Genomic DNA, 26,992 nt, shown 5'->3' with positions numbered 1-26,992 from the left:
CTTCTCTTACAATACTACTATCAACGGAAGTCACACATACCACTTCCGTTGATATAAATTACTTCACTACTCAACGTAGAACTTTGTCTTCTCCAAACCATTCTGTGGAGATTTCAGCTGAAGTACCCTCTTCGTTCATAGTATCCAATGCCTCTTGAAGATTTTCAAGCAATTCTTCATTACCTTGCTTCACTCCAACGCCATATTCTTCTACTGCCAATGATCCGTCAAGTTTTGCAAAGACCCCTTTTTCAGTTGTCATATAATAATCAATGACGACTTCATCAAGTACAACTGCGTCGAGACGACCTGTTTTCAAATCTGTCAATGCTAGAACATTATCCGCAAATTCTGTGATATTTTTTAACTTTTCGTGGATCGGGTGGCTCTCTAGTGCGGGTCCAGCAGATGATAATGCTTGTACTCCTACTACTTTTCCATCTAGATCTTCAATTGCTTTCACGTCAGAGTCTACTAACGTCACAACGACTTGATTATTATCCAAATAAGGCTTCGTGAATAATACTTTTTCTTGACGTTCTTTTGTGATGGTATAGCCATTCCAAATTAAATCGATTCTTCCACTGCTAAGTTCCGTTTCCTTCGTTTTCCAGTCGATTGGCTGGAATTTTGCAGTAGCGCCCATATGCTCTGCTGCTGCTGTTGCCATGTCAATATCGAAACCTACTAAATTATTTTTATCATCACGGAATCCCATAGGCGCAAATTTGTCATCTACACCGATGATGATCTCTTTCGTTTCTTCTTTACCCGCGTCCGCAGTAGATTTGTCTCCTTCGGAAGACTTATCCGAACATCCAGCCAGCAGTAGGAATAATGCTGCGAACAATAAAGCAATAGTCGTCTTTTTCATTGGTTTTCCTCTTTTCTTCATTCTTTAGTACGTTAATGAGTTAACATACTATAAAAATACCATTAGATGCACGAAATGAAAAGGAGTAAAATTAAAAAACTGAAGACAATCTCCATATTGTTGGAGTTATCTTCAGTCTCAGAATTAGATGTGTCTATTCTCTTTTCGTTATTTACTTCTTCTAAACACTTTGTGTCCATCGTATGAAAAGACTAAAGGTTTGTTCTCAAGTATCGTTTCAATGTGCACAATACGTCCCCAGAGTTGATGGATATGCGGTAAAACATGTTCCAAGTAGGGGAGATCAAGTTCAGTGTCTTCATAGCGATGAATGAGATACAGTTCTCCATTACGCATATAGTCTCCATCGTCTACTACTATATAAGGAAAGCCACCGTTCACTCGCTGTCCAATTAGTTGATTCCGGACTGCGTCTGTCTGTTTATCGGATATTTTGTATTGGTTTTCCTGCTTTTGGAATACGTACAGATCTTCTTGTTTAATCAAGTCATCAGACAAATAATTTCGAATAAAAGAAGTATCATTTTCAATTTCACGCGCTTCAAATATTTTTTCCCGTCCCGTCATCGCTTCTTCACCACGTGAAATAGCTTCTTTAGCTAGTATATCGTACCGTTTTTCGATATCTTCATACATTTTGACACCGAGGTAATATGGATTAATTGAAGTCTTGGAAGGTTGTAGTACACTGGCATTAAGTTTTGCAAACTCGATTGTTTCTGAAGGTGTTAAATCCATTTGTCGAAGGATAGTTTGATGCCAATAGGATGCCCAACCTTCATTCATGATTTTCGTTTCCAACTGTGGCCAGAAATAGAGCATCTCCTCGCGTAACATCGTCAGGATATCCGCTTGCCATTCCGTTAGATTACGACTGTTTTCAAGAATAAATAATAAGATGTCTTTTTGTTGTTCTTTCGGATTCTTTTTGTGCATTTCAATCGCTTGTTGTCCAGGAATTGTCCGTTGATCAAGATCCCATAAATCTTCATATGCGCTTCTTCGGGGTGGTTGGACAATAAAAGATGACGGAATGATGTCTCGCGTCATACTTGGATCCACATGTTCTTGAATGGCTAATACCGCATCAAGAAATGTTTCCACACATTTCTTACCATAGCGTACTTCATAGTCTGCAATTCGTTCGGCTGTAGCTGCCATGCTTTCCACCATGTCTTTACGTGTCTTTGAGAAATAGGTATTATTTTTGAAGAAATCACAATGCGCCAATACATGCGCGATGATTAGTTTATTTTGTATTAAACTATTCGTATTCAATAAAAATGCATAACACGGATTTGAATTTATAACTAGCTCATAAATCTTGCTCAATCCAATATCATATTGCAACTTCATCTTATGAAATTGCTTACCAAAACTCCAATGTGTAAAGCGCGTAGGCATTCCATAGGCACCAAATGTATACAGAATATCTGCTGGGCAAATTTCATACCGCATTGGATAAAAGTCGAGTCCAAATCCATTGGCAATCTCCGTGATTTCATCAATTGCATAATATAATGCCCGTTGATCAGTCAGCGTAACCCCTCCGTTCGCTTTTCGAAAAACTTCTTGAGCGCAAAGTAGACATCGCGGTTTTTTTGCAAAATATAATAATTGAATTTGGGATGTTCAATTGATTTATACGCAGACATCAACGTAGACATTCTACGGTGTTCATTGACTTCGGCATAACCAAACATATTCGATATCGCCAATAATTCATCTACGTGTTCCAAACATTTCTTATTGTCACTTGTCATATTCTCCCCGTCCGAAAAATGCACGGGATAGATATTATAACTAGTTGGTGGATAATATTCTTTAATAACTTCCAACGCTTTACTATAGGCAGATGAACATCTGGTTCCACCACTCTCTCCTTTGTTGAAGAAGTTTTCCTCTGATACTACTTTCGCTTCCGTGTGGTGCGCAATGAATTCGATATCTACGGTTTCATACTTTGTCCGTAAAAACTTCGTCATCCAAAAGAAGAAACTTCGTGCCATATACTTTTCAAATTTACCCATGGAACCACTCGTGTCCATCATTGCGATGACTACTGCTTTAGATTGTGGTTTCTCCACGGGATTCCATGTTTTAAATCGTAGATCATCTTCCAGAATCGGTGCGACTTCAGCTTTTCCATTTATTGCATTTCGTTTAATAGCAGATAACAATGTCCGTTTTTTATCAATATTACCGATTAACCCTTTTTTACGGATGTCTGTGAAATCAATGTCTTCAATCGTTGTTACAGATTGTTCTTTTTGCTCCAAGTCCGGTAGCTCCAATTCTTTAAAGAACATCTCTTCCAACTCTTCAATGGAGACTTCTGTTTCATAGATGTCCTGCCCTGGCTGATCGCCCGCTTCTTTTCCTTCACCTGGCTGCGCTTTCTTTTCTCCTTGCGCCACTACGTCTCCTACCGCACTGTCGCCATCACCTTGGCCAACATGCTTGGACTTGTCGTGGTTGTAGCGAATTTTAAATTCATCTAATGAGCGAATTGGAATTTTGACCATGTCTTTTCCATTTGACAGTATAATGTTCTCTTCACTAATTAAGTCAGGTAAGTTACTTTTTAGCACTTCGTTTATTTTATCTAGATGGCGTTGCTGGTCTTGGTGGCCTTTGCGATGGAGAGACCAATTTTCTTCAGTGACAACGAATCGACTTTTCTGGTTTTCTTCCACTCGTATCCCCGCCTATCTCTCGAACAATTTGTTTCCCTATCATATGCGGTAGCTGATTGAATATTGACAAAACGGCAACAAAACTAAAAAGAGACCTCGTGATTTGAGGTCTCTTGATTCAAAATTAAGTAGCTGGAATTCGTTTTAGGCAGTGGTTTTGATTATTATTTTATTGATGCGCATTAAAGCTAGGACTGTAATCGTTTAACGACTTGAGCTGAGACATGGCTTGAAATAAGTTTAATCACAACAAAATATACACTACCTACAATGACTCATCCTAGTAATTACTTCAACCGAATTGCGTCCTCAGCTAGAGTTGCCATCCCGTCGCAGACATCAATTCTATTCACTTTCCTTATCCGGCTTACCGATTTAACAAACTTCCTACGTAACGCAGAAGGTCATTTGCTGAGACGGAATTATAGCCATGTTCGTCTACTAAGCGCGCCACGACTTCATTCATTTTCTTCAGTTGTGTCTCATCGGGTGTAGTAGATGTTGTAGTAATCTTCACGACGTCTTTTAGATCGGTGAATAGTTTTTTCTGAATTGCTTCACGCAAGCGGTCATGGGATCGGTAGTCGAAGCGCTGGTGTTTTCTTGCATATGCGGAGATGCGGATTAGGATTTCTTCTCTGAATGCCTTTTTTGCATTCTCCGAAATTCCTATCTGCTCTTCTAGCGAACGCATCAACTTTTCATCAGGATTAATTTCTTCTCCCGTCAGCGCGTCGCGTAGTTTATTTTTATTGCAGTACGCTTCGACGTTATCCAAGTAATTATCCATTAAGGTTTTTGCTGATTCTTCATAGGAATAGACAAAAGCTTTCTGAACTTCTTTTTTCGCGATTTCATCATACTCTTTACGTGCCATCGAAATATAATTCATATACGTGTCGCGGTCCTCACTCGAAATGGAGGCATGTTGATCGAAGCCGTCTTTTAACGCACGCAATACGTCTAGTGCATTGATACTTGGAACTTCTTTTCGGATAATTGCAGAAGAAATACGATTGATGACGTAGCGTGGATCGATTCCGTCCATTCCTTCATCGATAAATTCGTTTTTCAGTTCTACCGCATCTGCATCGTTAAACCCTTCAACATTCTGTCCATCATACAGGCGCAATTTCTTCAAACGATCGATGCCTTGTTTTTTCGATGCTTTCAAACGTGTCAGAACAGAAAAAATAGCAGCCACTCGCAATGCATGTGGCGCAATGTGGACATGAGCCATATCACTGTCACGAATCATTTTTTCATAGATTTTTTCTTCCGCACTCACTTTCAGATTGTACGGAACGGGAATGACAATCAATCTTGAGTGAAGTGCTTCGTTCTTTTTATTACTAATGAATGAACGGTATTCCGTTTCATTAGTATGGGCAACGATCAATTCATCTGCACTAATCAGCGCAAATCTTCCTGCTTTAAAATTCCCTTCCTGCGTCAAAGACAATAAATGCCAAAGAAACTTTTCATCAAGCTTCAGCATTTCTTGGAATTCCATCATGCCACGATTCGCTTTATTTAATTCCCCATCAAATCGATATGCACGTGGATCTGACTCCGAACCATATTCAGCAATCGTGGAGAAGTCTATACTCCCAGTTAAATCAGCAATGTCCTGTGACTTCGGATCGGATGGTGTGAACGTTCCAATCCCAACGCGGCGATCTTCTGAAAACAGAATACGTTCTACTACCACATTTTCAATCTTACCTTCGAACTCTTCTTCGAGACGCAATTGATTTAAAGGAGATAGACTTCCTTCGATACGTATACCGTATTCTTCAAAGAATGACTTCCTTAAAGATTCCGGAATCAAGTGTAAGGGATCTTCATGCATCGGACATCCCTTGATAGCATACACCGCTCCTTCATCCGTTCGAGAATAGGCTTCCAGCCCACGTTTTAACATTGTAACAATAGTAGATTTACCACCACTAACAGGTCCCATCAATAACAATACGCGCTTCTTTACATCCAAACGCTTTGCTGCCGGATGAAAATATTCTTCTACTAAACGTTCAATAGATTCTTCTAGACCATATAACTCTTCATCAAAGAAATTATAGATTTTCTTGCCGTCTTTTTTTTCAATTCCTGCACTTTTTATCATTTCATAAATACGTGAATGCGCAGTCTGTGCAATTTCCTTACGTTCTTTTATTAATTCTAGATACTCCAAAAATGTACCTTCCCACTTCAACTGATTTTCTTCTTTGCGATAATTATGCAACTGACGAATGATATCCAACATATCTCCTCCAATTAGGCTATGATGTATCATCTTATGTTCATGAAGTGTAAAAGATTCATCACGTACTCTGGAAGAAAAATTGAAAAGCTACTATTACTACTACTTTCTTTATTAAAATTCCGTTAAGATAGAATGAACACGTTTGAAAAAGGAGATTTTTATGAGCAAACAACATAAAAAGGAAACAGTAGGGCATTTACTTAGACGTTATTTATTTATTTCAATTGGTGTAGTAATTACAGCAGTTGCGTTAGATTTATTTTTAATCCCTAACTCCGTAATTGACGGGGGCATTATCGGGATCGCACTCATATTGAATTTCATTTCAGGAGTACCTTTTGGTATTTTGATTTTACTCTTAAACTTACCTTTCCTGTTTTTCGGGTATAAACATATTGGCAAGAACTTTTTCTTCTCCTCTTCCTATGCGATTGCTTTGCTTGCCATTGTAGAATTCCCACTTAAAACCCTCGGTCCATTCGTAACAGACTCACTGCTAGCTACAGTCTTTGGTGGATTATTGCTAGGGGCCGGTGTCGGAACCATCATACGTAATGGCGGAGCGCTGGACGGGACGGAGATTCTTGGCATTTTACTTACAAAAAAAATCCCCTACAGTGTCGGAGAATTCGTTATGTTCTTCAACCTCTTCATTTTCGGATGGGCGGGCTTTGTACTCGGACCTGAAAAAGCAATGTACTCGATCATTACCTACTATATCGCCTCAAAAGCAATTGACATTGTGATTCAAGGCCTAGATGAGACCAAGGCCGTCTTTATTATCTCCGATGAATACGAAGAGCTTGGTGAAGCGATTCGTCTTCGACTTGGACGTAGCATCACCATGTTGCACGGTCGCGGTGGCTATTCGGATAATGAAAAAGACGTCATCTATGTTGTCGTGACAAGGCTAGAAATTTCAAAGCTAAAGCAAATTACCACCGACATAGATCCTTCTGCGTTTTTGACCATCATGAATACACAAGAAACACATGGAGCGACTTTCAAGTCACCTATACATTAAAAAAGCCGCCACTCATTCGAGTGGCGGTTTCGTGTCCCTTAATGGAAGACAATGGTTTTATTGTTTTCTACAATCACTCGATCTTCAAGATGCCATTTCACTGCACGTGCAAGAACACGTCGCTCGATGGTACGGCCAATTTTCTTCAATTGAACAATATCATCTCGGTGATCCACACGCTCGATGTCCTGTTCAATGATCGGCCCTTCATCCAAATCATTCGTTACATAATGTGACGTGGCACCAATCAGTTTTACACCGCGTCCAAATGCTCTTTCGTAAGGACGTGCGCCGATGAAGGCCGGTAAAAATGAATGATGGATATTGATGATTTGATTCGGGAAGTGACTGACGAATTCAGGTGTCAGTATTTGCATGTAACGTGCCAACACTAGTACGTCCACTTCGTATTCTTCCATTAACTTCACTTGCTGCTTCTCCACATCTTGACGGATATCTTTGTTGGCTGGAATGTAATGGAAAGGAATACCGAGTGCTTCGACCATTCCGCGCGCATCTTCATGGTTACTGATGACCACAACGATATCAGTATTCAAATCGCCATTCTGCCATTCCCATAGCAATTCCATCAAACAATACGGTTCTTTGGACACAAATATAGCTGTTCGTTTTAGTTCTACTGCGTATGAAAAACGATAGTCCATCTCATGTTGTTTCGCAATGCCCCTAAAACTTTCTTCCATTTCTTCTTTTTTATCCAATAGATTGTCTAAATGGAATGCGATACGTAGATAGAACATGCCACCTTCTGGATCCGTTGAGTATTGGCTAGATTCTACGATATTTGCTTCGTAACGCAGCAAAAATGTTGAGACCGCGGATACGATTCCCGGTTTATCCGAGCATTTCACTAGCAGTCTTCCGATGTTTTTCTGTGCTGTAGATTGTTCTTCTAAATGTGTAGCAATTTTACTTTGGGCTGACATGTTTTCATCTCCTACAAATAATGTTACTGAATGAATAAGTTCCCCAGCCAGATAGGCTAGGGAACGGGTGAACTCATCTAATACAGTATGAAGCAAAGTAACGTTTTTCGCAAAAATGTTATTCCGCTGGTTTTTCTAAACCCTTACCCATCCCTTTTAGGAAGTTCATACCGAATGTTAACGCACGATTGATATCAGGATCATTGATAGCTTTCATCAGTTGCAAAACGCCTGTTTTCTGACCTTCTTCATTCGCTTGCTCAGCTTCAGATAACCCTTTTTGGACACTTTTTGAAAGTTGCTGAATGGTAGCTGGGTCTAGTGCGGTTAGAATTCCGGCTCCTGCCATCAAATTATTGAGCAAGTTTGTCACAGGTTCCCTCGATACTTGACCTAACGCTATGCCCGTAATCTTTTCTTTTGAATGAAGCATTGCTTGTAATGCGTCTAACGCACCAATCTTATGCAATTCACCCGTGATTTCCATGATTTTCTGCAGAGACTCTTCTTGTTCAGCAATCTTTTTCTGTAGTTCAGCCAACTTATCTTGCTGTATTTCCAGTTCGGAACGTTCTGTTCTTTTAATAGAAGTTATGGGTGCCGCCATTGATATTCACCTCACTAATTATTGATCTGTTAATTGGACATATCCTGGTCGATTCCACTTACGTTCTACTTCTACACCATTTTGCGGGTGACGTTTTTTATCACGGTGGTTACTCTTAGGTAATGGATTATCCCCCTGCTTCTCGAGCACTTCCATGCGGACCTTTGTCTGCTTATAAGCGGGTGTATTTGTGCGTTCATCTGTGGCAGGCCCAGTTAGGAAGTTGATTGCAGATTGCTTATCTACTGAGTTCATTGGTAAGAATAATTCATTTTTTCTTACTCTATCTGTGACAAGTGCAGGAAGCTTCAACGCTCCATATGGAGAAATGAGTCTTACATAGGTACCTGTGACTACACCACGTTCTTTTGCTAATTCGGGAGAAATCTCTACAAATATATTGGGAACTTTTTCTTGGATCCCCTCTGATTTATTCGTCATATTTCCTTCATGGAAATGTTCAAGCATACGGCCATTGTTGATGTGAAGATCAAATTCATCAGGGAATTTTACTGGTTCAATCCAATCCGATAAAGCAAAGCGCGCTTTCTTATCAGGGAAATTAAAGCCATCGGTATAAAGAAGTGGTGTATTCTTTCCTTCTAGACTTCCCCAAAGGAAACTACCCCAACCTTCCAACATCTCGTAAGAAGCTTCTCCGAAAATAGGACTCAAACTTGTCATTTCAGCGAAGATATCACCTGGATGCGTGTAATTCCAGTTTGCGCCTAAGCGGTTTGCAACTTCTTGGATGATCCACCAGTCTTGGCGGGAGTTACCTTTGTTCGGCAATGCTTTATAAAGTCGTTGTACTCGGCGTTCCGTATTTGTAAATGTGCCATCTTTTTCAAGTGATGGTACTGCCGGTAAAATGACGTCTGCGTATTGCGCTGTACGCGAGAAGAAGATATCTTGTACAACGAGGAAATCGAGCTTCGACAGTACATCGTGTACATAATTCGCATTGGAATCCACTAGTGCCATATCTTCCCCTACAATATACATACCCTTCATAACTCCGGCATCAATCGAGTGAAGCATTTGAATATTATCAAGTCCTGGCTTACCCTCTATCTCTACACCATAAGCACGTTCAAATTTTTCTCGTGCTGCATCGTCTGTAATATGCTGATAGCCAGGTAACCAACCAGGCAAGCTTCCCATATCACATGCACCTTGTACGTTGTTGTGTCCGCGTAAAGGATAAGCACCTGCGCCTGGACGACGGTAATTTCCTGATGCTAGCAATAAATTGGAGATGGCTGCTGAAGTATCGGAACCACCTGTATTTTGCGTAACACCCATTCCCCATAAGATACATGTACCATCCGCATCACGGATCATTTCAGCTGTTTGAATCAATACTTTTTTTGAAACACCTGTTACCTCTTCTGCATATTCGAGTGTATAGCGATCTAATACTTCAGTAAAGTCATCAAAATGCAGAACATTCTCCTCAATGAATTGCTGATCATGCCAGCCTTGATCGATTAAGTATTTTGTCACTGCCATTAGCCAGACCTGATCCGTTCCTTGTTGAGGTGTCATAAAGATATCTGCGCGTTCAGCCATTTCATGCTTTCTGAGATCGGCTACGATTAACTTTTGACCGTGTAGCTTATGTGCGCGCTTTACACGTGTCGCAAGAACAGGATGACCTTCTGCAGGATTGGCACCTACAATGATGACCAAGCCCGCTTTAGCAATATCTTTAATAGTTCCAGCATCGCCACCCATTCCAACAGTACGGAATAACCCGTCTGTCGCGGGGGACTGGCAGTAACGGGAACAATTGTCTACGTTATTTGTACCAAACACTTGCCGAGCAAATTTTTGAATGACGTAGTTCTCTTCATTCGTAATTTTAGATGAGGAGATGACACCGATTCCGTCTTTACCATGTTCGTCACGGATTTGACCTAGATTTTTCGCGACTAGATCCAACGCTTCATCCCAGGATGCTTCAACAAATTCGTCACCTTTACGAATAAGAGGCGTTGTAATGCGTTCTTCACTATTCACGAAATCCCAACCGAACTTCCCTTTGACACAAGTCGAAATCTGGTTGACAGGCGCTTCGGAAACCGGTTGAATTTTTAATATTGTACGATCTTTCGTCCAGACTTCGAACGAACAACCTACTCCACAAAATGTGCAGACGGTTTTTGTTTTATTGATTGTGGATTCTCTCATCGCGGATTCAACATCGGAAATCGCCATGATACTGCTGTAACCTGGTTCTACATCCTTAATCAAATCAACCATAGGCTCCATCAACTCGTCACTCATGTTCGTCATAAATCCAGCTTCACCAAGCATCGTTTTTTCCATCAGGGCGTTGCATGGACAAACGGTAATACAATGGCCACAGCCTACACAAGAAGAATCATTAATCTTCGCTCCGCCATCCCATAAAACAATGGGACGATCGCGTTCCCAGTCAATTGAAAGCGTCTCATTTACTTGTAAGTTTTGACACACTTCCACACACTGACCGCATGCGATGCATTGATTGGGATCATAACGATAGAACGGATGAGTGAAATCCACCGCATCTTTTGAACATTTCGGTTCGTATGGATATTTTTGTTCTTCCACTTCCAAAAGTGCCACGGTATTATGTACTTTACAGTTTCCATTATTGTTATCACACACGGTACAATATAGTAAATGATTTTCTAAAATTCGATCCATTGCTTCCGTTTGTGCTTCCTTAGCACGCGGGGACGCTAATTTGACATCCATGCCGTCGACTGCTTGTGTTGAACAAGCACGTGTTAACTGGCCGTTTACTTCCACGATGCACGTATCACATGTTTGTATCGGGTCGACTTCTGGCAAATAACATATTTGAGGGTGCTCTATCTTATTTGCATTGATGATTTGAATGAGCGTCGACCCTGGTTCGAAGTTTAAAATCTTATCATTGATTGAAATTGACATACAGGCGTCCTCCTTCTCAAATAAAAAATCCACCATAAAAAAACCGTCATGACGGTATTTTTTATGGTGGAATAGTTTCTTAACAGGACTTGCTAAAGAACCGATCCATACTTACTATTACATGTAGGTTGATGAACTTCTAGCAATCGCATACTAGATTTCCATCTTATATATATTTAGTATAAAGTAATAAAGCGTATAATACAATGGCTATTCTTAAATAATTAGATTATTCTGCATATAAGTAAAGGAAGTGTCCTATGAAAAAAATTCATGAGTTTAATGATATCATCCGTAAATTACGAAAAGACTTATTTGGCAAGGGGCCTGAACGAATTCATACCATATTTATAGATAATATGGTGGTCTCTACTCTCTATGGTAATTTGACTCCGACTGAAAAGTTCATAGCCGGAACGCCAGAAGGAAAAGAGATGGTGCACCGCGCACGAACTAGTATGATTCAGGCTGTTTATGCAAAAGAACCACCTGTAGGCTTGGAACAATTAGTCGAGGCGAAGTTTTTGCACTTATTCAGCGATTTTAAAATTGATGATGATATTGCGGTTTCGGTATTTTTATTCGATCGTTCGATTGACTGAAAGGAGGAAGGATTATGGAACAGCAACAACAACGATCCATTATTCGATTTCAGGATGGGAAAGTCTTTGAAAAAGCAGATCAAGTCGCCGTTGAATATGCAATCACAATTAAACTGAACGATAAAGAATTCGCGACGATTGTATGTACTCCGGAATATATCGAGGATATGACTGTGGGCTTTCTAGCTTCAGAAGGAATAGTACCGAAATGGGAACAAATCAAAGACATTCGACTTGATCTCGAAAATGGCTTTATTTACGTCAATACAGACAAAGTCTATCCTTTCTTTGAACAATTACAGAATAAACGCTATATCACATCTTGTTGCGGCATGAGCAGACAAGGATATATCTTTGCAAATGATGCACTGACAGCGAAAAAGATGGATAGTATCTCTGTTCAACTGATACCCACACAAATATTTTCTTTGATGAATCAAATGGAAGAACAGGCAGAAATGTTCCGACATACTGGTGGCGTTCACAATGCTGCTTTATGCGCACCAGACCAATTATTATTATCACGTATGGATATCGGCCGCCATAATGCATTAGATAAAATTTATGGTCACTGTCTGAAAAATGATATTTCGGTTAGAGATAAGATCATTGTATTCAGTGGGCGTATTTCATCCGAAATTTTACTAAAAGTCGCCAAGATCGGTTGTGAAATCGTATTATCAAAATCTGCACCTACTGAATTAGCTTTGAATTTAGCAGATGATTTAGGAATCACGACGGTCGGATTCATTCGTGGAGAAGCTTTTAACGTGTACACTCATCCCGAAAGAATCGTCATGGATGCCACCAATCTTTTTCCAACTATATGAAAAAATAATATTGACAACTTTGTGAATTGCTAATAATATACTCCTTAATCCTATCCTACATTCCAGTAATCGTTTAACTAGTGTCATTTTGTAACCGGGGACTTTATCAATATTTCTTTTACACTACCGATTAGTCAAAGTGTTTGGGTACTGGAATTAAAGCTATAGGAGAGTTTTGTTAAAAGGAGGACTACGAATGAAAAAAACGAAGAACCGATGGCTGATTGCGTTATCTGCAGTAGGTATTCACATTTCTATAGGATCTGTTTATGCCTGGAGTAACTTCACTAATCCACTCATTGACGAATTTGGATGGACCACAAGCCAAGTACAGCTGACGTTTAGTATAGCCATTTTATTTCTCGGTTTATCAGCTGCTTTTTTAGGTCACTTTGTAGAGAAATATGGACCAAGAAAAGCAGGTTTACTTGCAGCTGTGTTCTTCGGAGTGGGAGTGACAGGTTCCGGACTCGCAGTAGGTATGTCTTCATTGCCTTTGCTGTATGTCTTTTACGGTATGCTCGGCGGAATCGGCTTAGGAGTAGGATATATTGCACCTGTTTCCACACTCGTCAAATGGTTCCCGGACCGCAGGGGGCTTGCTACAGGACTGGCCATCATGGGCTTTGGGTTCGCTGCAGCCATCAGTAGTCCAATCATGGAATACTTGATCAGCAACGTGGGATTACAAAACACTTTTTATATTCTCGGTGTATCGTATTTCCTAATAATGTTATTTTCTTCTTTATATCTAGAAAAGCCAGAGGAAGGTTGGGCACCGCCTGGGTTTATTGAAAAAATTCGTTCAGGTAAAACGGAAGTTAAAGAAGATCTTGCTCAATTGACAGCCAATCAAGCAGTCAAAACGAAACGCTTTTATTATTTATGGCTTATGTTGTTCATTAATGTCACATGCGGTATCGCCATTCTCTCCGCTGCCAAACCAATGGCGATTGATAGTATTGGCATGACGACTATTCAGGCAGCCGCTTTAGTTGGTGTGCTAGGCATCTTTAACGGAGCCGGAAGACTTGGCTGGGCTGCAATTTCGGATTATATCGGCCGTCCCAATACGTATACCACGTTCTTTGTCATTCAACTTGTTTTATTTTCTATTTTGCCATTCACTACAAACGCAATTATTTTCCAAGTCATTCTAGCCGTGATCTATACATGCTACGGAGGAGGCTTCGCTTCTATCCCGGCTTATATTGGCGATATTTTTGGAACGAGACAACTTGGGGCCATCCATGGCTATATTTTGACAGCATGGTCTGCAGCGGGAGTAGCTGGACCGATGTTTGCTGCATGGATGAAAGACGCCACAGGTAGTTATGAAAGCAGCTTATTATTCTTCGCTGGCTTATTCGCGGTGGCTCTAATAATTTCGTTACTCATTCGGGTAGATATTAAAAGACTTCGCAATGAAAAAGAAGGAAGTATTCCAGTTGATCCTGCTATAGCCGCAACAAAATAAAAAATCGCAAACGTCACTTTTTAGTGACGTTCGCGATTTTTATTTTTCTGTTTGATTAAATGTATCTCCACCATCAATAGTTCCTAATTCAAAGCCATGTTCGAACCAATAAATTCGTTGTTTTGCTGTTCCGTGGGTGAAACTCTCTGGAACAACATAGCCTCTCGCACGCTTTTGGATCGTATCGTCACCAACCGCACCGGCGGCAGTAATTGCTTCTTGTAAATCTCCTTGCTCCAAGTATCCGCGTCCCTTCGCATGATGTGCCCAGACACCCGCAAAATAATCTGCTTGCAATTCAAATCTCACTAAATATTTATTAAATTCTTCTTCGCTCATTTTTTGACGGAGCGGCATAACTTGATCTGAAATTCCAAGGAGCGTTTGCACATGGTGTCCTACTTCATGGGCTACAACATAGGCCATAGCAAAATCACCGGGCGCTCTAAATGAATTCTGTAATTCATTATAAAATGCTAAGTCAATATACAGTTTTTGATCACCCGGGCAATAAAATGGTCCTGCAGCTGCACTTCCATATCCACAAGCTGTATCCACTTGTCCTGAATAAAGTACCAGCGTGGGGTTCTCATATTGAATTCCTTGTTGAGCAAATAACTCCGACCAAATGTCTTCAGTATCCGCAAGCACAACCGAAACAAAATCTGCCAATTCTTTATCTTGTTCGGTTTCCACGTATGGTTGATCAGGTACTGCTGAACTATTATCTAATAAATCAGTCGGATTTCCGCCTAAAATGAGAAATAATATAATACCGACAATTCCAAGACCACCACCGCCTAATGCAATCGCACCGCCTCCGCCACTCTTCCCTCTTCGATCCTCTACATTTGAACTTTTTCTGCGTCCACCTGTTTTCATACTATGTCCCTCATTTCGGCTTTATGTGATCTAAACTTTACATGCTTATGTAGATGCTGCTGGATTATAATTTACCCATTTTCGCAATGAAACAAACAAGACAATCCTCTTGTTAATTGAGCAATTTATTGTGAATTGGCAGATAGCTATTCCCCATGTATGATTTTTCATATATACTTTGTTTTAGAGTTGTAAATTAATGAAGGAGTGATTTTGTTGAGTAACCGAAAGTCTGTCTATAATTTTAATGCGGGTCCATCCGCTCTTCCACGCGAAGTTCTTGAAAAAGCACAAGCTGAACTAGTGGATTTCAAAGAATCAGGGATGTCTATTATGGAAATGAGTCACCGCAGTGCTACTTATGAACAAGTACATAATCAAGCAATTGAACGTTTGCGTTCTTTATTCACAATTCCTGAAAACTATGAAGTGCTATTCTTGCAAGGGGGAGCTAGTCTACAATTTGCAATGGTGCCTATGAATTTTTTAGCAGAAGGAAAAAAAGCCGGCTATATTATGTCGGGTGCATGGTCAGATAAAGCTCTTAAAGAAGCAAAGACAATCGGTGAAGTATACGAAGTAGCTTCTACAAAAAACACAAATTATAATCGCGTCCCATCCTCTAAGGAAATTACATTTGAAGAAACAGATGCATACGTGCATATTACCTCGAATAACACGATTTTCGGTACACAATTCCACGAGTTCCCTTCCACTGGAAATGTTCCGTTAATAGCGGATATGTCCAGTGACATTCTGTCAAGACCACTTGACATCAGTAAATTCGGAATGATTTATGCAGGCGCACAAAAAAACCTTGGACCTTCAGGTGTTACAGTTGCGATTATCCGCAAAGACTTGTTGGACAATGCGAATAGTGGCATTCCAGCTATTTTGAAATACCAAACGCATTCATCAAGCAACTCTTTATATAATACTCCTCCATCTTTCGGTATTTACATGTTGGGTGAAGTTCTTGGTTGGATGCAACAACAAGGCGGCATAGAAAAGATTGCGAAGCGCAATGAAGAAAAAGCGAATCTAATCTATGATGCGATCGATAACAGCAACGGTTTCTATACAGGACATGCTGAAAAAGATAGTCGTTCATTGATGAACATCACGTTCCGTGTAGCGGATGAAGAGCTGGAAAAACAGTTCTTAGAAGAAGCTAAAGAGGCGGGATTTGTCGGGTTGAATGGTCACCGTTCCGTAGGCGGATGTCGTGCTTCCACTTACAACGCAGTGCCATTTGAAGCTTGTCAGGCTTTACAGAAATTCATGCTTGATTTCCAAGAAAAACATAAATAAAAACTAAAAACCAAGTCACTTTATGAGTGACTTGGTTTTTTACTGTTCTACAATTAAAAATTCTTTTGAAAATGCTAATTGTAAAGAACTAAACGTTTGGATATTCTTAAAATCTAAACCAAGCTCTGTTGACGCTTGAGCAATTGCTGGTAAGATGCCTGTAATTGTGCATCTTGTTCCTAATAGGGATAACACTTTTGTCACTTGAAAAATCTGCTGTGCTACCAGTGTATCAATCACGTTCACTCCAGATAAATCAATGAATAAATGTTCAATATCAGACTCTAAACTTTTATCAGGAATGCTTTCTAACATACTGCGTGCACGCAGTTCATCCATATCTCCAATTAGCGGTACTACGCCAATTTTTTCGGTAATTTTTATGACGGGTGAGCTTAATTCATTAATTAAGCTTTGTTGGATATCGAACTTGCTGTTGATATATTCATTATAAGTTTGTGCGAAATTAATATAAATCTGATCAAATGCATTATTAATTGTGTCACTCCACCGCATATAATCTTCAATTGTAATTTCCTCTTTATGGACCAAATAAAATTCTTTTACGAAGCGCCAATAGGTTAAACGCACATTACTCAATGCATCAATTACATCTTCTATAGGTGTATTGCTGTTCACTCTACTTAGAGCGACAACCGCTGCCCATTTACTTTTGTTCTTCTCAAAGATTTCAGGATCATCAAGTAAACTGCTGATGACTGTTAAATTTGTAAGTTTATTTTGTTCACGAAGTGTTTCTTCCATTTCCGGTTGTGCATTAAGCGAGTAAATAGAATCCTTTTCCACTTTTCTCATTGCCAGCCAAGAAGTTGTAATTTCAGGAAGTTTTGCTAGTAAATATTCATAAAGCCTAACATCGATCTGTTTCATCTTACATCCTCCTGGATATATTCTTCCATCTTATTGAATGAATATAATTAATTGATTAGCATCAAAGTCAAAGATATTTAATATGACTCCAAGAACCGTTATGTATTTGTATATAGATTCATAATACGTGACTCCGTATTCTTTTTCATATTGTGCAATCGGATATATATACTGTTCGTCAGCAGGGATGGGCAAGAATTTCCAAGGTCTTGGAGACGCCTTAGTTTTTTCCGCATGCGCATCCCATAATGTATTATAAAAACTTTCTACCATTTCTTTAGTTAAATCATAATATATAACAGAATCTAGTATTTCAATAGTTTCTACATTCTTTTGCAACCAATAAACAATCGGATGCTCAATAGGTGCTGCATGAACACGTTTCAAAAGGTTTTCGGATATAGGTACTTTTTGAATATCTTGTTTCTTACGATACGTAATATACAAGAAACGCATTTATCCATCTCCTTTGTAAAAGACTTTTATAAAGGAACTACTTGACTAGTATAGCTACTTGCATGCTTAGTATTCTCTATGCTTTGTTCCATCATATCCATATTCCTCTAGTAATTCTTCAAAACTTTTATTTTTTTCACGTTCTTTTCGCTCTTGAATACGTTTTTCTTTTTCTTGTTCGAGTTTTATTTCTTCTTCCACTTTCATTTCTTGCTTCATGCCTTTTAATTTCGCTAACATATCTTCGCTCATTAAGTCCGAAAGTGAAGTTGCAGAATCATCTGTGGTTTGCTTCCTTTGATTACTTGATACTTTTCGTTGTTTTTTCGACATATTATTCACTACTTTCTATTAGATAAAGAGTACTATTTTTTATTATTATCCATTTAATTGACAAGGGTTTTACATTGCCCTAATTCGCTTATATTACGTACAATAGATTAGGGGAGGGATGTTTATGTATAGTTTACCAAAAACCGTGACGTTAATCGAGGTTGGACCACGCGATGGTTTACAGAATGAAAAAAAAACAGTATTCCAACCGATCAAAAATTAGCTTTTATACATGCTTTGCAGCGAACAGGTTTACATGAAATGGAAATCACTTCCTATGTATCGCCTAAGTGGGTTCGTCAAATGTCAGATTCCAAAGAGATTATGGAACGGGTAAGCAAACTAGGCAGGAAACTTGTTCTCACGCCCAATGCACAAGGTGTTGAGAATGCCCTCCAAGCTGGTGGAGATAGCGTAGCAGTGTTTGTAGGAGTCAGTGATACATTCAATCAACATACTATCAATCGATCCACTGCGGAGAGTATAGAGACGCTACGACCGACTATCCATCAGCTTAAAAATAATTATCATTTTGTCAGGGCTTGTATTTCGACAGCATTTCACTGTCCGTATGAAGGTTTTATTCCACTTGAAAAAACTCTAGCTCATTGTAAGAAGTTTGTCGATATAGGTGTAGATGAATTAAGTGCGGTAGATACTGATGGTATGGCAAACCCTTTAGCCAGTTTCACTTTATTTCATGAACTGAAAAAGCAATTTCCGAACATTTTAATCACAGCACATTTCCATGATACCCGTAAATTAGGTTTGGCTACTATTTACGTCTCTTTGCAAGCCTGCGTTGATCGATTTGAAACGTCTGCCGGTGGCCTAGGCGGCTGACCCTTTGGACCTGGTGCTACAGGTAACGTCGCGACGGAGGATGTGCTATACCTATTGCAGTCAGTCAATATAGCAACAGGGATTGATATGGACAGAATATGTGCAGCAGTAGATATAGTTGCACCTTATCTGTCCCGTCCTATTGAAACAGCGATGTATAATTTATATACAAGAAGAAAGTAAATAGAAAGGAGGATTTTGTTGAAACGTAGAGTAGTTTATATTATCGGTATAACGTCAAGTGTTATTACAGCCCTTCTAACATTTTTCGGTATCCTTGTAACCAATCGCCTGATGTATTTAAAAACAAAAGACTCAGAAGTTATTTTACAGCGCGAGATGATCGCTAAACGTTTTGATCGTCAGTGGTTTGAAACTGTAAGAAAAGACGATATTTGGATTCCATCACCTAACGGCTATAACTTACGCGCCATTTTCTTACGGCCTTTAGATACAACGCGAACAGTTGTTATTTGCCATGGTGTAACGGAGAACAAAGTGAATTCCATCAAATATGCTCGACTGTTTGAACGTTTAGGATTTAATTCTGTTATTTTTGATCATCGTCGACATGGTGATTCTGGTGGAAAAACAACAAGTTTTGGATTTTATGAAAAAATGGATTTGAAGGAAGTTGTAACAGCTGTACGTAAACGTGTAGGTAAGCGCGCTTTAATTGGTATCCACGGAGAATCTATGGGAGCCGCCACTACGCTTTTATACGCAGGTACGTATGAAGATGAAGCAGATTTCTATATATCCGATTGTCCGTTCTCGGATTTCTCAGAGCAACTACTGCATATTATTCGTACGGAGATGCCGTTTAAAACGTCCATGAGTTTACGAATCGCCAATTTATTTTTAAAGATTCGTGATGGCTATACTTCTGCGGCTGTTTCTCCTCGTGAAGTGATGAAATTTATTGATAAACCCGTGTTATTCATTCACAGCATGGAAGACACTTTCATTTTGCCTCAAATGACGGAAGAGTTATATGAATTAAAAGAAGGCGATAAAATGTTGAAGCTTTTCGCAAAAGGAGCACATGCCAAATCGTATAATGATAACCCTGATGAATATCTACAAACGGTTCAAAGATTTTTGAATCGTTTCCGTTTATATTCCTGACAATACTATATGGTAGAAAATAAAAAATCTCCGTGCTAGCGAATTTGCTAATCACGGAGTTTTACTTATTTTTTTTTAGCTGGCTTGTCTTGAACCTTGTTCATTTGAGCCATCATTTGGTTAATTTTCTTTTGTGAAGGTTTTTGTCCCATCTGCATCATCATCATACGTAACATTTGTTCATTAATTGGCGGATTGTCCTTCAAATAATTCATCATATATTTACGTGCTATGAAAAAGCCGAGAGCTACTCCGCCGATCAAAGCGACGACGATCAATAAAATTGCTATCCATAAAGTCATTACTGCCAAACCCCCCTCATAAAAATAGTTCGATTACATACTACCAAGAAGGATTATACAACATAGCAGCAGTGAATAGCAATGACTGTACACAAATTGTGCGGAAGTTTTTACATCATCGAATTTTCTAGTATCATGCGTTCTGAGTGTTTTAGTGGCTTGAGCCACCCACATTCTTCCTGTTCATTCATCACGGCAAAAAAACGATCTGTTGAAGTAGATAACGCTACAAATAAATCTAGATCCAACATGCGTGATCCTTGGCAATACACTTGTATACTGTGAGTACCCATTTTGATGAAGACTTCTCCTTTGATTAAGTGTGTCAAACGGTATTCATTATGGTATGAATCCAGTTCATCAAAACTTTTTGCCAAGTTATTCTGAATGATATGATCCAGTTCTCTTTGATTTAATTGATCACATAAATATTCAATTTCTTGATAGTTCGTAGAAGGACCTACTGTTAGTAGCTCAAATAATAAACGTTCACGACCCATTATGAAGGATTGATACGCTGACTTAATCTTAAAAATTTCATACTTCCTCATAACGAACACCTCCTACTGTCTATCATAGAACTTGTCCTCAGTAAATCGTGTCAGTTTGCGGAAAACTTCCTCACTATTATTGTCGTAAAGCTGCGCAAAAAACGCACGACTCTAGGAGCCGTGCGCTGGGTATTTAGTTATTTACTAGATTTTTCATTTCATGCACAACATTTTCAACCGTAAAGCCATACTTTTCAATGACTAAGTCGCCTGGCGCACTTGCACCGAATGTATCGATTGCCATGACAGTTCCTTCATCGCCCGAGTATTTATGCCACCCAAGAGAAGCTCCCATCTCAATCGCCACTCTCTTCTTGATATTCTTTGGAAGAACAGAATCTTTATACACTTGGTCTTGCTTCTCAAATAGATCCCATGAAGGCATGGAGACGACACTGACGTCGATGTCTTGCTCTTTAAGAGCTTTCTGTGCTTCAACCGCAAGACTTACTTCCGAGCCACTTGCAAGCAATAAACCATCCGCTTGCTCTTTAGTAGCAGGTGATATAACATACGCACCTTTTGAGACATTTTCCATCGCAAGTTCTTGTGAATTAGGCAATACTTCAAGGTTTTGTCTAGACAATACTAAGACAGTTGGTGTGTTTTTTGAAGTGGCAGCTATATGCCATGCTGCAGATGTTTCGTTTCCATCGGCTGGACGGATGATAGACAATCCAGGCATTGCACGTAATGAAGCCAATTGCTCAACAGGTTCATGAGTAGGTCCATCTTCACCGACCGCTACGCTGTCATGTGTGAAGACATAAGTAACAGGTAAGCCCATTAATGCTGACAGACGAATAGCAGGACGTACATAGTCGCTAAACACGAAGAATGTTCCGCCAAATACTTTCACTCCGCCGTGAAGAGTCATGCCGTTTAAAGCAGTCCCCATCGCGAATTCACGAACACCAAACCATATATTACGGCCTGCATAGTTGTCTACAGTAAAATCACCGGCATTTTTGATCGTCGTCTTGTTCGAACCTGCAAGGTCTGCACTCCCACCGAATAAAGCTGGAACTGCTTTAGCTAATGCATTAATTGAATCACCTGATGCTGAACGAGTCGCTACAGAAGCACCCGCTTCATAAACTGGCATTTGTTCTTTTAAATCAGTTGGAAGTTCATTTGCAATCGCTTGTTTAAACTGTGCTGCCAATTCTTTGTGCTCGTTTTCATAGCTTGCGAATAAATCATTCCATTGTTGCTCTGATTGAACACCTAGTTGGTCCGTTGCGGAATTAAAACGGTCATAGACTTCTTCTGGAACGTAGAAGTCCTCTTCGAATGTCCACTTGTAATACTCTTTCGTAAGTGCCATTTCATCTTCACCTAATGGCGCACCGTGTGCATCTGCTTTACCAGATTTGTTTGGTGAACCATAGCCGATCACAGTTTTCACTTCAATGATTGTTGGCCCACCTGTATTACCTTTTGCTTTTTCGATTGCATCAGAAACAGCTTTTGTATCATTGCCGTCTTCTACTCGTGCGTAGTTCCAGCCATATGATTCAAAACGCTTTCTAATGTTTTCGGAGAATGACATATCCAAATCGCCATCTAGAGAAATGTCGTTGCTGTCATATAGTACGATCAGTTTGTTTAATTGAAGATGGCCTGCCATGGAAATTGCTTCTGCCGCTACACCTTCCATCAAATCACCATCTCCACAAAGTGCATATGTGTAGTGGTCGACAATATCGAAACCTGGCTTGTTATACGTTGCCGCTAAATGTTTTTCAGCCATTGCCATACCTACAGACATACCAATTCCTTGACCAAGTGGTCCAGTCGTTGCTTCCACTCCTACTGTATGTCCATATTCCGGATGTCCAGGTGTCTTTGAATCCCATTGTCTGAAATTTTTCAAGTCATCAATAGTTAAACCATAGCCACTTAAATGTAATAAGCTGTAGAGTAACATCGAGCCGTGTCCTGCTGAAAGGACAAAACGATCACGATTGAACCATTGTGGGTTTGATGGATTGTGGTGTAAATGTTGCGTCCATAGTGTATAAGCCATCGGCGCTGCGCCCATCGGTAATCCTGGGTGACCAGAATTTGCTTTTTCAATCGCATCGATTGATAATGTTCGGATTGTCGTTATTGCCAGTTGATCGATTTTTTCGGTCATGCTGTACATCCTTTCCATCCTGCCTCATATGAGTGTTTTATAGTACATATACCTTCTATAGTGTAGTCAATTCCACAATTAATTACAATGTTAATCCTTTACCTATCATCAATTTAGTGGTTTTAAATTGGCTCTAGCTTGTTTGACCTTTTCAGGTGTTACGTCATTTCCTTCTGGGTCCACTACTTTGACAGATTCGATAGTTTCACGCATACTTGAACGGAATGTTTCCAAGTATTCCTTTCTAAGCCGCGTCTGTTCTTTTGCTTCCTCAATCGATAATCCTGTTGTTTTCTTTTTATTTGCCAATTCATTTATGCGTTTTATTTTCTTTTCTGAGAGCACCTTTAAAAACCTCCATAAGTTAGTCGTTTAATAAAATGTAAACAACCTGGAGGAAAAGTGCAACCTATTAGCGTTCCAGAGCTAAAAACTCTTTATATCTTCTATGAACCGTCGCCTTACTGACAGCATGACCTAATCCATTTAATACATTTGCAATTTCTTCATACGTGAGACCTTTGTTACGGAGTGAGACAATTTCTTCTATCGGAAGCTCAAGTCTTTCACGCCCCAATGCTTGGTCAATATTTCGCAGATTCTTCGATGGATCATAGCCTTTGTCAACAGCACGCTTCATCCCTCTACGTATTTTCGCATTATGTAGTTTGCGTTGATATTCTTCCACGATTGCAAGAATTTCTAATAACATTGAATCCATTTCATTCAGTTCTATCGTACCGTTTGAATGATTGGTAATCACAGTCGTCTCACTTTTAGCGATTACATGCAATATTGCGACTCTTGCATTACCTCGTCCTAATCGTGTTTCGTCTTGAATAAATACCGCATCCACTGAACCGTCTTGAATTCGATCCAACATCGATAGAAGACCTTCACGATCCATGTCGTATCCACTCTGCCGATCTGTATAGATTCCAACACAATCATATGATAACTCAGTAGCTAATTTTTCAAGTTCTTCTTGCTGCCTTACAATAGATTGTTCTTGTGTTTCTTTTTCCGTACTCACTCGGCAGTATATTACACATCTCTTTTCAATCATTTAGTTCCCACTCCTATTTCAGCTACTCGAATATCTGTTTGTTTATTAATCTTAACAGGCACCCGCAGTAATTCACCTGAAACGATTTGATCCGTAGGTAATTCATTTAAAGAACGTACCTGTTCGATCCAGTGGGTGGTCGGTATATCTTGTGAGTAATTAGAAGCCAACTGCCACAGTGTATCCCCTTCATTAACAACGATTTCCATATAGAGATCTTCCTCAGCCATTTTATCGAATTGAACCCAAGCAAATGATACACAAACTGCTAATAATACTGCAAAATAATAATTATTTTTAATAAATTCTTTAATAGACTCCATTATAATTCCTCCTCTAATTTTCGCTTTTAGAATACACGTTCGGAATACTTGTTCTTAATTATAAGAGAACATATGATTCTATGTCAAGTAAAATTAGAACCTTTGTTTGATTAGTAATCGAACACATGTTATACTATATTCAAAATAGTGGTTCAGTATTCCATTGCTCGCAAACTAGTAGAAGAGGTGAATCTGTTGAAGAAAATATCAAAGAGACAAGAAGAAATACTTGCGTTTATAAAAGATGAAGTGCGTTTAAAAGGGTACCCCCCTTCCGTTCGCGAAATTGGAGAAGCTGTCGGTCTAGCTTCAAGTTCTACGGTCCACGGTCACTTATCACGACTCGAAAGTAAAGGCTTCATACGTAGGGACCCGACAAAACCACGCGCCATTGAAATTTTGGATCCTGAAGGACTGGACGAGTTAAAAAGTGGCGTTATGCATGTACCGTTAATTGGTAAAGTTACAGCAGGGAATCCAATTACAACGATTGAAAATATTGAAGAGTACTTCCCATTGCCGGATACATTCGGTTCATCAGAAGAGGAAATCTTCATGTTGGAGATTGTAGGGGATAGCATGATCGAAGCCGGCATTTTAAACGGAGACCGCGTGATTGTCAGACAAACGCACTCCGCAAGTAATGGTGAAATTGTCGTAGCTATGACAGAAGATGATGAAGCAACAGTCAAACGTTTCTTTAAAGAGAAAGACTATTTCCGACTCCAACCAGAAAACTCATCCATGGAGCCAATCATTGTAGATCAAGTTTCTATTTTAGGAAAAGTGATTGGTGTATTCCGTATGATTCATTAATAAAGAAAAAGTGTATCGAAAACCACATGAGGTTTTGATACACTTTTTTCTTTACACCAATTTCTTTTCAAGTAACTGTTCCATAGAATCTAGTACAGCTGATTTTACATGCTCATAAGTCAATCCGCCTTGAATATATGCTGTGTATGGCGGTCTGATCGGGCCGTCAGCTGTCAATTCGATACTGGAGCCTTGAATGAACGTTCCCGCAGCCATGATGACGTCATCAGCATAACCCGGCATATAGGATGGTTCCGGTGCATATTGGGCATTGATTGGTGAATTTTGCTGAATCATTTGGCAGAATGCAATCATTTGTTCCGCATTCCTAAAATTCACTGATTGTATTAAATCCGTTCGAAGCTCACTGTAATGCGGTGTCGTATTCATACCGAAGCTACCGAAAAATGCCGATGTGAATAACGCGCCTTTAACCGCCTGACTAACTACGTGTGGTGCCAAGAAGAAACCTTGATACATCTCTAGTAACGTATCGAGAGAAGCTCCTGCTTCGGCTCCAAGACCTGGAGATGTCATACGATATGCACATTTCTCAACCAAGTCTTTCTTACCCGCTATGTAACCACCTGTTCTGGCAAGTCCGCCACCTGGATTTTTAATAAGTGAGCCTGCCATAAGATCCGCCCCAACTTCAACGGGCTCTTTCCTTTCAACGAATTCTCCATAGCAATTATCTACAAAGATTACAACATCCTCTTTCATGTTGCGGACTTCCTTTATAATCGCTTCAATTTCATGGATTCTGAATGAGGGATTGCTTGAATAGCCTTTAGAACGTTGAATCGCTACGATTTTCGTCTTCGATGAGATTGTTTCTTTTACTTTCTCATAATCAACGGAACCATTTTCTTTCAAATCAACATGCTGGTACGAAATTTGAAAATCTTCTAGTGAACCAGTATCTTTCCCTTTGCCCGAAATGATAGACTCCAACGTATCGTATGGTTTACCTGTAATATATAGAAGTTCATCACCTGGGCGCAATATTCCAAACAAGCTAATTGTAATTGCATGCGTTCCGGAAATGATTTGATTTCTTACAAGACAGTCTTCCGCTCCGAATACGTCCGAATATACTTGTTCCAATACATCACGACCACTGTCGTCATAGCCATAACCTGTTGATCCCGATAAATGAAAGTCACTTACTTGATTTTTTTTGAATGCTTGTAAGACTTTTCTTTGGTTAAAAAATGCAACTTCTTCTACCGTCTTCACATACGGCGCGATGAGTTCTTCCGCTTCTTTTGATTTAGTTAGTAATTCTTCATTAATGGGTGCAATTTGCATGTGTAGTACCTCATTTCATTTTGTCATATTCTATTTTACCAGATGAAGTCTATATACTAAAAGAAAGACAACAAAAAAAACAGGCAAGCGCCTGTTTATAGTTCATCTTTTAAAATAACTGGTTTTGCAGGAGAATACGTGGAAATCGCGTGCTTATAAATTAGTTGTTGCTTGCCATCCGTTTCCAGCAGCACCGTATAATTATCATACGACTTAATTAGACCCTTTAACTGAAAACCATTTAATAAAAAAATCGTAACAAATGTGTTATTCTTCCGTAAAGAATTTAAAAACGTATCTTGCATATTTCCTTGTGTCATTCAATTGCCTCCTTGTCACTGTTATTTAGTTA

27 protein-coding genes are annotated in these 26,992 nt (G+C 39.5%); 8 read left to right on the top strand and 19 right to left on the bottom strand.

What is annotated here, in order from left to right:
* Positions 1–70 precede the first annotated feature (70 nt).
* The 4 genes from SporoP8_RS15400 to SporoP8_RS15385 all read right to left on the bottom strand — a co-directional run bounded on the left by SporoP8_RS15400 (position 71) and on the right by SporoP8_RS15385 (position 5,857).
* The gene (locus SporoP8_RS15400) at positions 71–874 is read right to left on the bottom strand and encodes an amino acid ABC transporter substrate-binding protein (protein WP_085133329.1); all 804 of its coding nucleotides are present in this window, start codon (positions 872–874) and stop codon (positions 71–73) included.
* Between the two features lie 168 nt (positions 875–1,042).
* Positions 1,043–2,434 (bottom strand): SpoVR family protein, encoded by a 1,392-nt coding sequence (locus SporoP8_RS15395; protein ID WP_085133328.1) that lies wholly within the window; start codon positions 2,432–2,434, stop codon positions 1,043–1,045.
* Positions 2,431–3,591, bottom strand: coding sequence for a sporulation protein YhbH (gene yhbH / locus SporoP8_RS15390; protein ID WP_085133327.1), 1,161 nt, complete (start codon positions 3,589–3,591; stop codon positions 2,431–2,433). The genes SporoP8_RS15395 and yhbH overlap by 4 nt, the downstream gene beginning before the upstream one ends.
* A gap of 367 nt (positions 3,592–3,958) precedes the next feature.
* Positions 3,959–5,857, bottom strand: a complete 1,899-nt coding sequence (locus tag SporoP8_RS15385) for a PrkA family serine protein kinase (protein WP_369802561.1) — start codon at positions 5,855–5,857, stop codon at positions 3,959–3,961.
* 160 nt (positions 5,858–6,017) lie between these two features.
* Here SporoP8_RS15385 and SporoP8_RS15380 point away from each other — a divergent pair, with 160 nt between their 5' ends.
* A complete protein-coding gene (locus tag SporoP8_RS15380) occupies positions 6,018–6,881 on the top strand; it encodes a YitT family protein (RefSeq protein ID WP_085133325.1) in 864 nt (287 codons plus the stop codon).
* Between the two features lie 38 nt (positions 6,882–6,919).
* Here the strand turns inward: SporoP8_RS15380 and purU are convergent, their stop codons facing one another.
* From purU to fdhF, 3 genes are all read right to left on the bottom strand, one after another.
* Complete coding sequence (purU, locus tag SporoP8_RS15375) at positions 6,920–7,828, bottom strand: formyltetrahydrofolate deformylase (RefSeq protein WP_085133324.1); 909 nt, start codon at positions 7,826–7,828, stop codon at positions 6,920–6,922.
* Positions 7,829–7,946: 118 nt separating this feature from the next.
* Positions 7,947–8,435, bottom strand: coding sequence for a helical membrane plugin domain-containing protein (locus tag SporoP8_RS15370; RefSeq protein ID WP_085133323.1), 489 nt, complete (start codon positions 8,433–8,435; stop codon positions 7,947–7,949).
* A gap of 18 nt (positions 8,436–8,453) precedes the next feature.
* On the bottom strand, positions 8,454–11,378 hold the full coding sequence (gene fdhF, locus SporoP8_RS15365; RefSeq protein WP_085133322.1) for a formate dehydrogenase subunit alpha: 2,925 nt from the start codon (positions 11,376–11,378) through the stop codon (positions 8,454–8,456).
* Between the two features lie 260 nt (positions 11,379–11,638).
* Between fdhF and SporoP8_RS15360 the strand changes: the two genes are divergently transcribed.
* The 3 genes from SporoP8_RS15360 to SporoP8_RS15350 all read left to right on the top strand — a co-directional run bounded on the left by SporoP8_RS15360 (position 11,639) and on the right by SporoP8_RS15350 (position 14,287).
* Positions 11,639–11,980 (top strand): Na-translocating system protein MpsC family protein, encoded by a 342-nt coding sequence (locus SporoP8_RS15360; RefSeq protein WP_085133321.1) that lies wholly within the window; start codon positions 11,639–11,641, stop codon positions 11,978–11,980.
* 14 nt (positions 11,981–11,994) lie between these two features.
* Positions 11,995–12,810, top strand: coding sequence for a formate dehydrogenase accessory sulfurtransferase FdhD (gene fdhD, locus SporoP8_RS15355; RefSeq protein ID WP_085133320.1), 816 nt, complete (start codon positions 11,995–11,997; stop codon positions 12,808–12,810).
* 196 nt (positions 12,811–13,006) lie between these two features.
* Positions 13,007–14,287 (top strand): L-lactate MFS transporter, encoded by a 1,281-nt coding sequence (locus SporoP8_RS15350; protein ID WP_085133319.1) that lies wholly within the window; start codon positions 13,007–13,009, stop codon positions 14,285–14,287.
* Between the two features lie 39 nt (positions 14,288–14,326).
* Here the strand turns inward: SporoP8_RS15350 and SporoP8_RS15345 are convergent, their stop codons facing one another.
* Entirely contained in the window at positions 14,327–15,169 is an 843-nt protein-coding gene (locus SporoP8_RS15345) for a KPN_02809 family neutral zinc metallopeptidase (protein ID WP_085133318.1), read from the bottom strand.
* A 213-nt stretch (positions 15,170–15,382) separates the two neighbouring features.
* Here SporoP8_RS15345 and serC point away from each other — a divergent pair, with 213 nt between their 5' ends.
* Positions 15,383–16,480 carry a 3-phosphoserine/phosphohydroxythreonine transaminase gene (gene serC / locus SporoP8_RS15340; protein ID WP_157111269.1) on the top strand — a complete coding sequence of 366 codons (1,098 nt, stop codon included), beginning with the start codon at positions 15,383–15,385 and terminating at the stop codon, positions 16,478–16,480.
* A gap of 39 nt (positions 16,481–16,519) precedes the next feature.
* Here serC and SporoP8_RS15335 read toward each other — a convergent pair whose 3' ends face one another.
* From SporoP8_RS15335 to SporoP8_RS15325, 3 genes are all read right to left on the bottom strand, one after another.
* Complete coding sequence (locus tag SporoP8_RS15335) at positions 16,520–17,371, bottom strand: STAS domain-containing protein (protein ID WP_085133316.1); 852 nt, start codon at positions 17,369–17,371, stop codon at positions 16,520–16,522.
* A 30-nt stretch (positions 17,372–17,401) separates the two neighbouring features.
* Positions 17,402–17,827, bottom strand: a complete 426-nt coding sequence (locus SporoP8_RS15330) for a hypothetical protein (protein WP_085133315.1) — start codon at positions 17,825–17,827, stop codon at positions 17,402–17,404.
* A 66-nt stretch (positions 17,828–17,893) separates the two neighbouring features.
* The gene (locus SporoP8_RS15325) at positions 17,894–18,160 is read right to left on the bottom strand and encodes a YqkE family protein (protein WP_085133314.1); all 267 of its coding nucleotides are present in this window, start codon (positions 18,158–18,160) and stop codon (positions 17,894–17,896) included.
* A gap of 237 nt (positions 18,161–18,397) precedes the next feature.
* On the opposite strand from SporoP8_RS15325, the gene SporoP8_RS15320 reads away from it, so the two are divergent.
* Together SporoP8_RS15320 and SporoP8_RS15315 are read left to right on the top strand one after the other, a co-directional pair.
* Positions 18,398–19,003 (top strand): beta/alpha barrel domain-containing protein, encoded by a 606-nt coding sequence (locus SporoP8_RS15320; protein WP_332308442.1) that lies wholly within the window; start codon positions 18,398–18,400, stop codon positions 19,001–19,003.
* 201 nt (positions 19,004–19,204) lie between these two features.
* On the top strand, positions 19,205–20,131 hold the full coding sequence (locus SporoP8_RS15315; RefSeq protein ID WP_085133313.1) for an alpha/beta hydrolase: 927 nt from the start codon (positions 19,205–19,207) through the stop codon (positions 20,129–20,131).
* 65 nt (positions 20,132–20,196) lie between these two features.
* Here the strand turns inward: SporoP8_RS15315 and SporoP8_RS15310 are convergent, their stop codons facing one another.
* The 6 genes from SporoP8_RS15310 to yneA form a co-directional block, all read right to left on the bottom strand.
* On the bottom strand, positions 20,197–20,433 hold the full coding sequence (locus SporoP8_RS15310; protein ID WP_029053123.1) for a YneF family protein: 237 nt from the start codon (positions 20,431–20,433) through the stop codon (positions 20,197–20,199).
* Positions 20,434–20,543: 110 nt separating this feature from the next.
* Positions 20,544–20,984 (bottom strand): sporulation inhibitor of replication protein SirA, encoded by a 441-nt coding sequence (gene sirA, locus SporoP8_RS15305; protein ID WP_085133312.1) that lies wholly within the window; start codon positions 20,982–20,984, stop codon positions 20,544–20,546.
* A 133-nt stretch (positions 20,985–21,117) separates the two neighbouring features.
* Complete coding sequence (gene tkt / locus SporoP8_RS15300; protein WP_085133311.1) at positions 21,118–23,124, bottom strand: transketolase; 2,007 nt, start codon at positions 23,122–23,124, stop codon at positions 21,118–21,120.
* A 108-nt stretch (positions 23,125–23,232) separates the two neighbouring features.
* The gene (locus SporoP8_RS15295) at positions 23,233–23,469 is read right to left on the bottom strand and encodes a DUF896 domain-containing protein (RefSeq protein ID WP_085133310.1); all 237 of its coding nucleotides are present in this window, start codon (positions 23,467–23,469) and stop codon (positions 23,233–23,235) included.
* Positions 23,470–23,536: 67 nt separating this feature from the next.
* Complete coding sequence (locus SporoP8_RS15290; RefSeq protein WP_085133309.1) at positions 23,537–24,190, bottom strand: YneB family resolvase-like protein; 654 nt, start codon at positions 24,188–24,190, stop codon at positions 23,537–23,539.
* A complete protein-coding gene (yneA, locus tag SporoP8_RS15285) occupies positions 24,187–24,513 on the bottom strand; it encodes a cell division suppressor protein YneA (RefSeq protein WP_085133308.1) in 327 nt (108 codons plus the stop codon). The genes SporoP8_RS15290 and yneA overlap by 4 nt, the downstream gene beginning before the upstream one ends.
* A gap of 195 nt (positions 24,514–24,708) precedes the next feature.
* Here yneA and lexA point away from each other — a divergent pair, with 195 nt between their 5' ends.
* A complete protein-coding gene (gene lexA, locus SporoP8_RS15280) occupies positions 24,709–25,329 on the top strand; it encodes a transcriptional repressor LexA (RefSeq protein ID WP_085133307.1) in 621 nt (206 codons plus the stop codon).
* Between the two features lie 51 nt (positions 25,330–25,380).
* Here the strand turns inward: lexA and SporoP8_RS15275 are convergent, their stop codons facing one another.
* Positions 25,381–26,640, bottom strand: a complete 1,260-nt coding sequence (locus SporoP8_RS15275) for a methionine gamma-lyase family protein (protein WP_085133306.1) — start codon at positions 26,638–26,640, stop codon at positions 25,381–25,383.
* Positions 26,641–26,735: 95 nt separating this feature from the next.
* Positions 26,736–26,960 carry an RNA chaperone Hfq gene (hfq, locus tag SporoP8_RS15270; protein ID WP_085133305.1) on the bottom strand — a complete coding sequence of 75 codons (225 nt, stop codon included), beginning with the start codon at positions 26,958–26,960 and terminating at the stop codon, positions 26,736–26,738.
* Positions 26,961–26,992 lie beyond the last annotated feature (32 nt).

This window comes from Sporosarcina ureae, from assembly GCF_002101375.1.
In the GTDB taxonomy this organism is placed as follows: Bacteria; Bacillota; Bacilli; order Bacillales_A; family Planococcaceae; genus Sporosarcina; species Sporosarcina ureae_B.
Note: the sequence above shows the minus strand (reverse complement) of the source record. Positions and strands in the feature narration are given on the sequence as shown.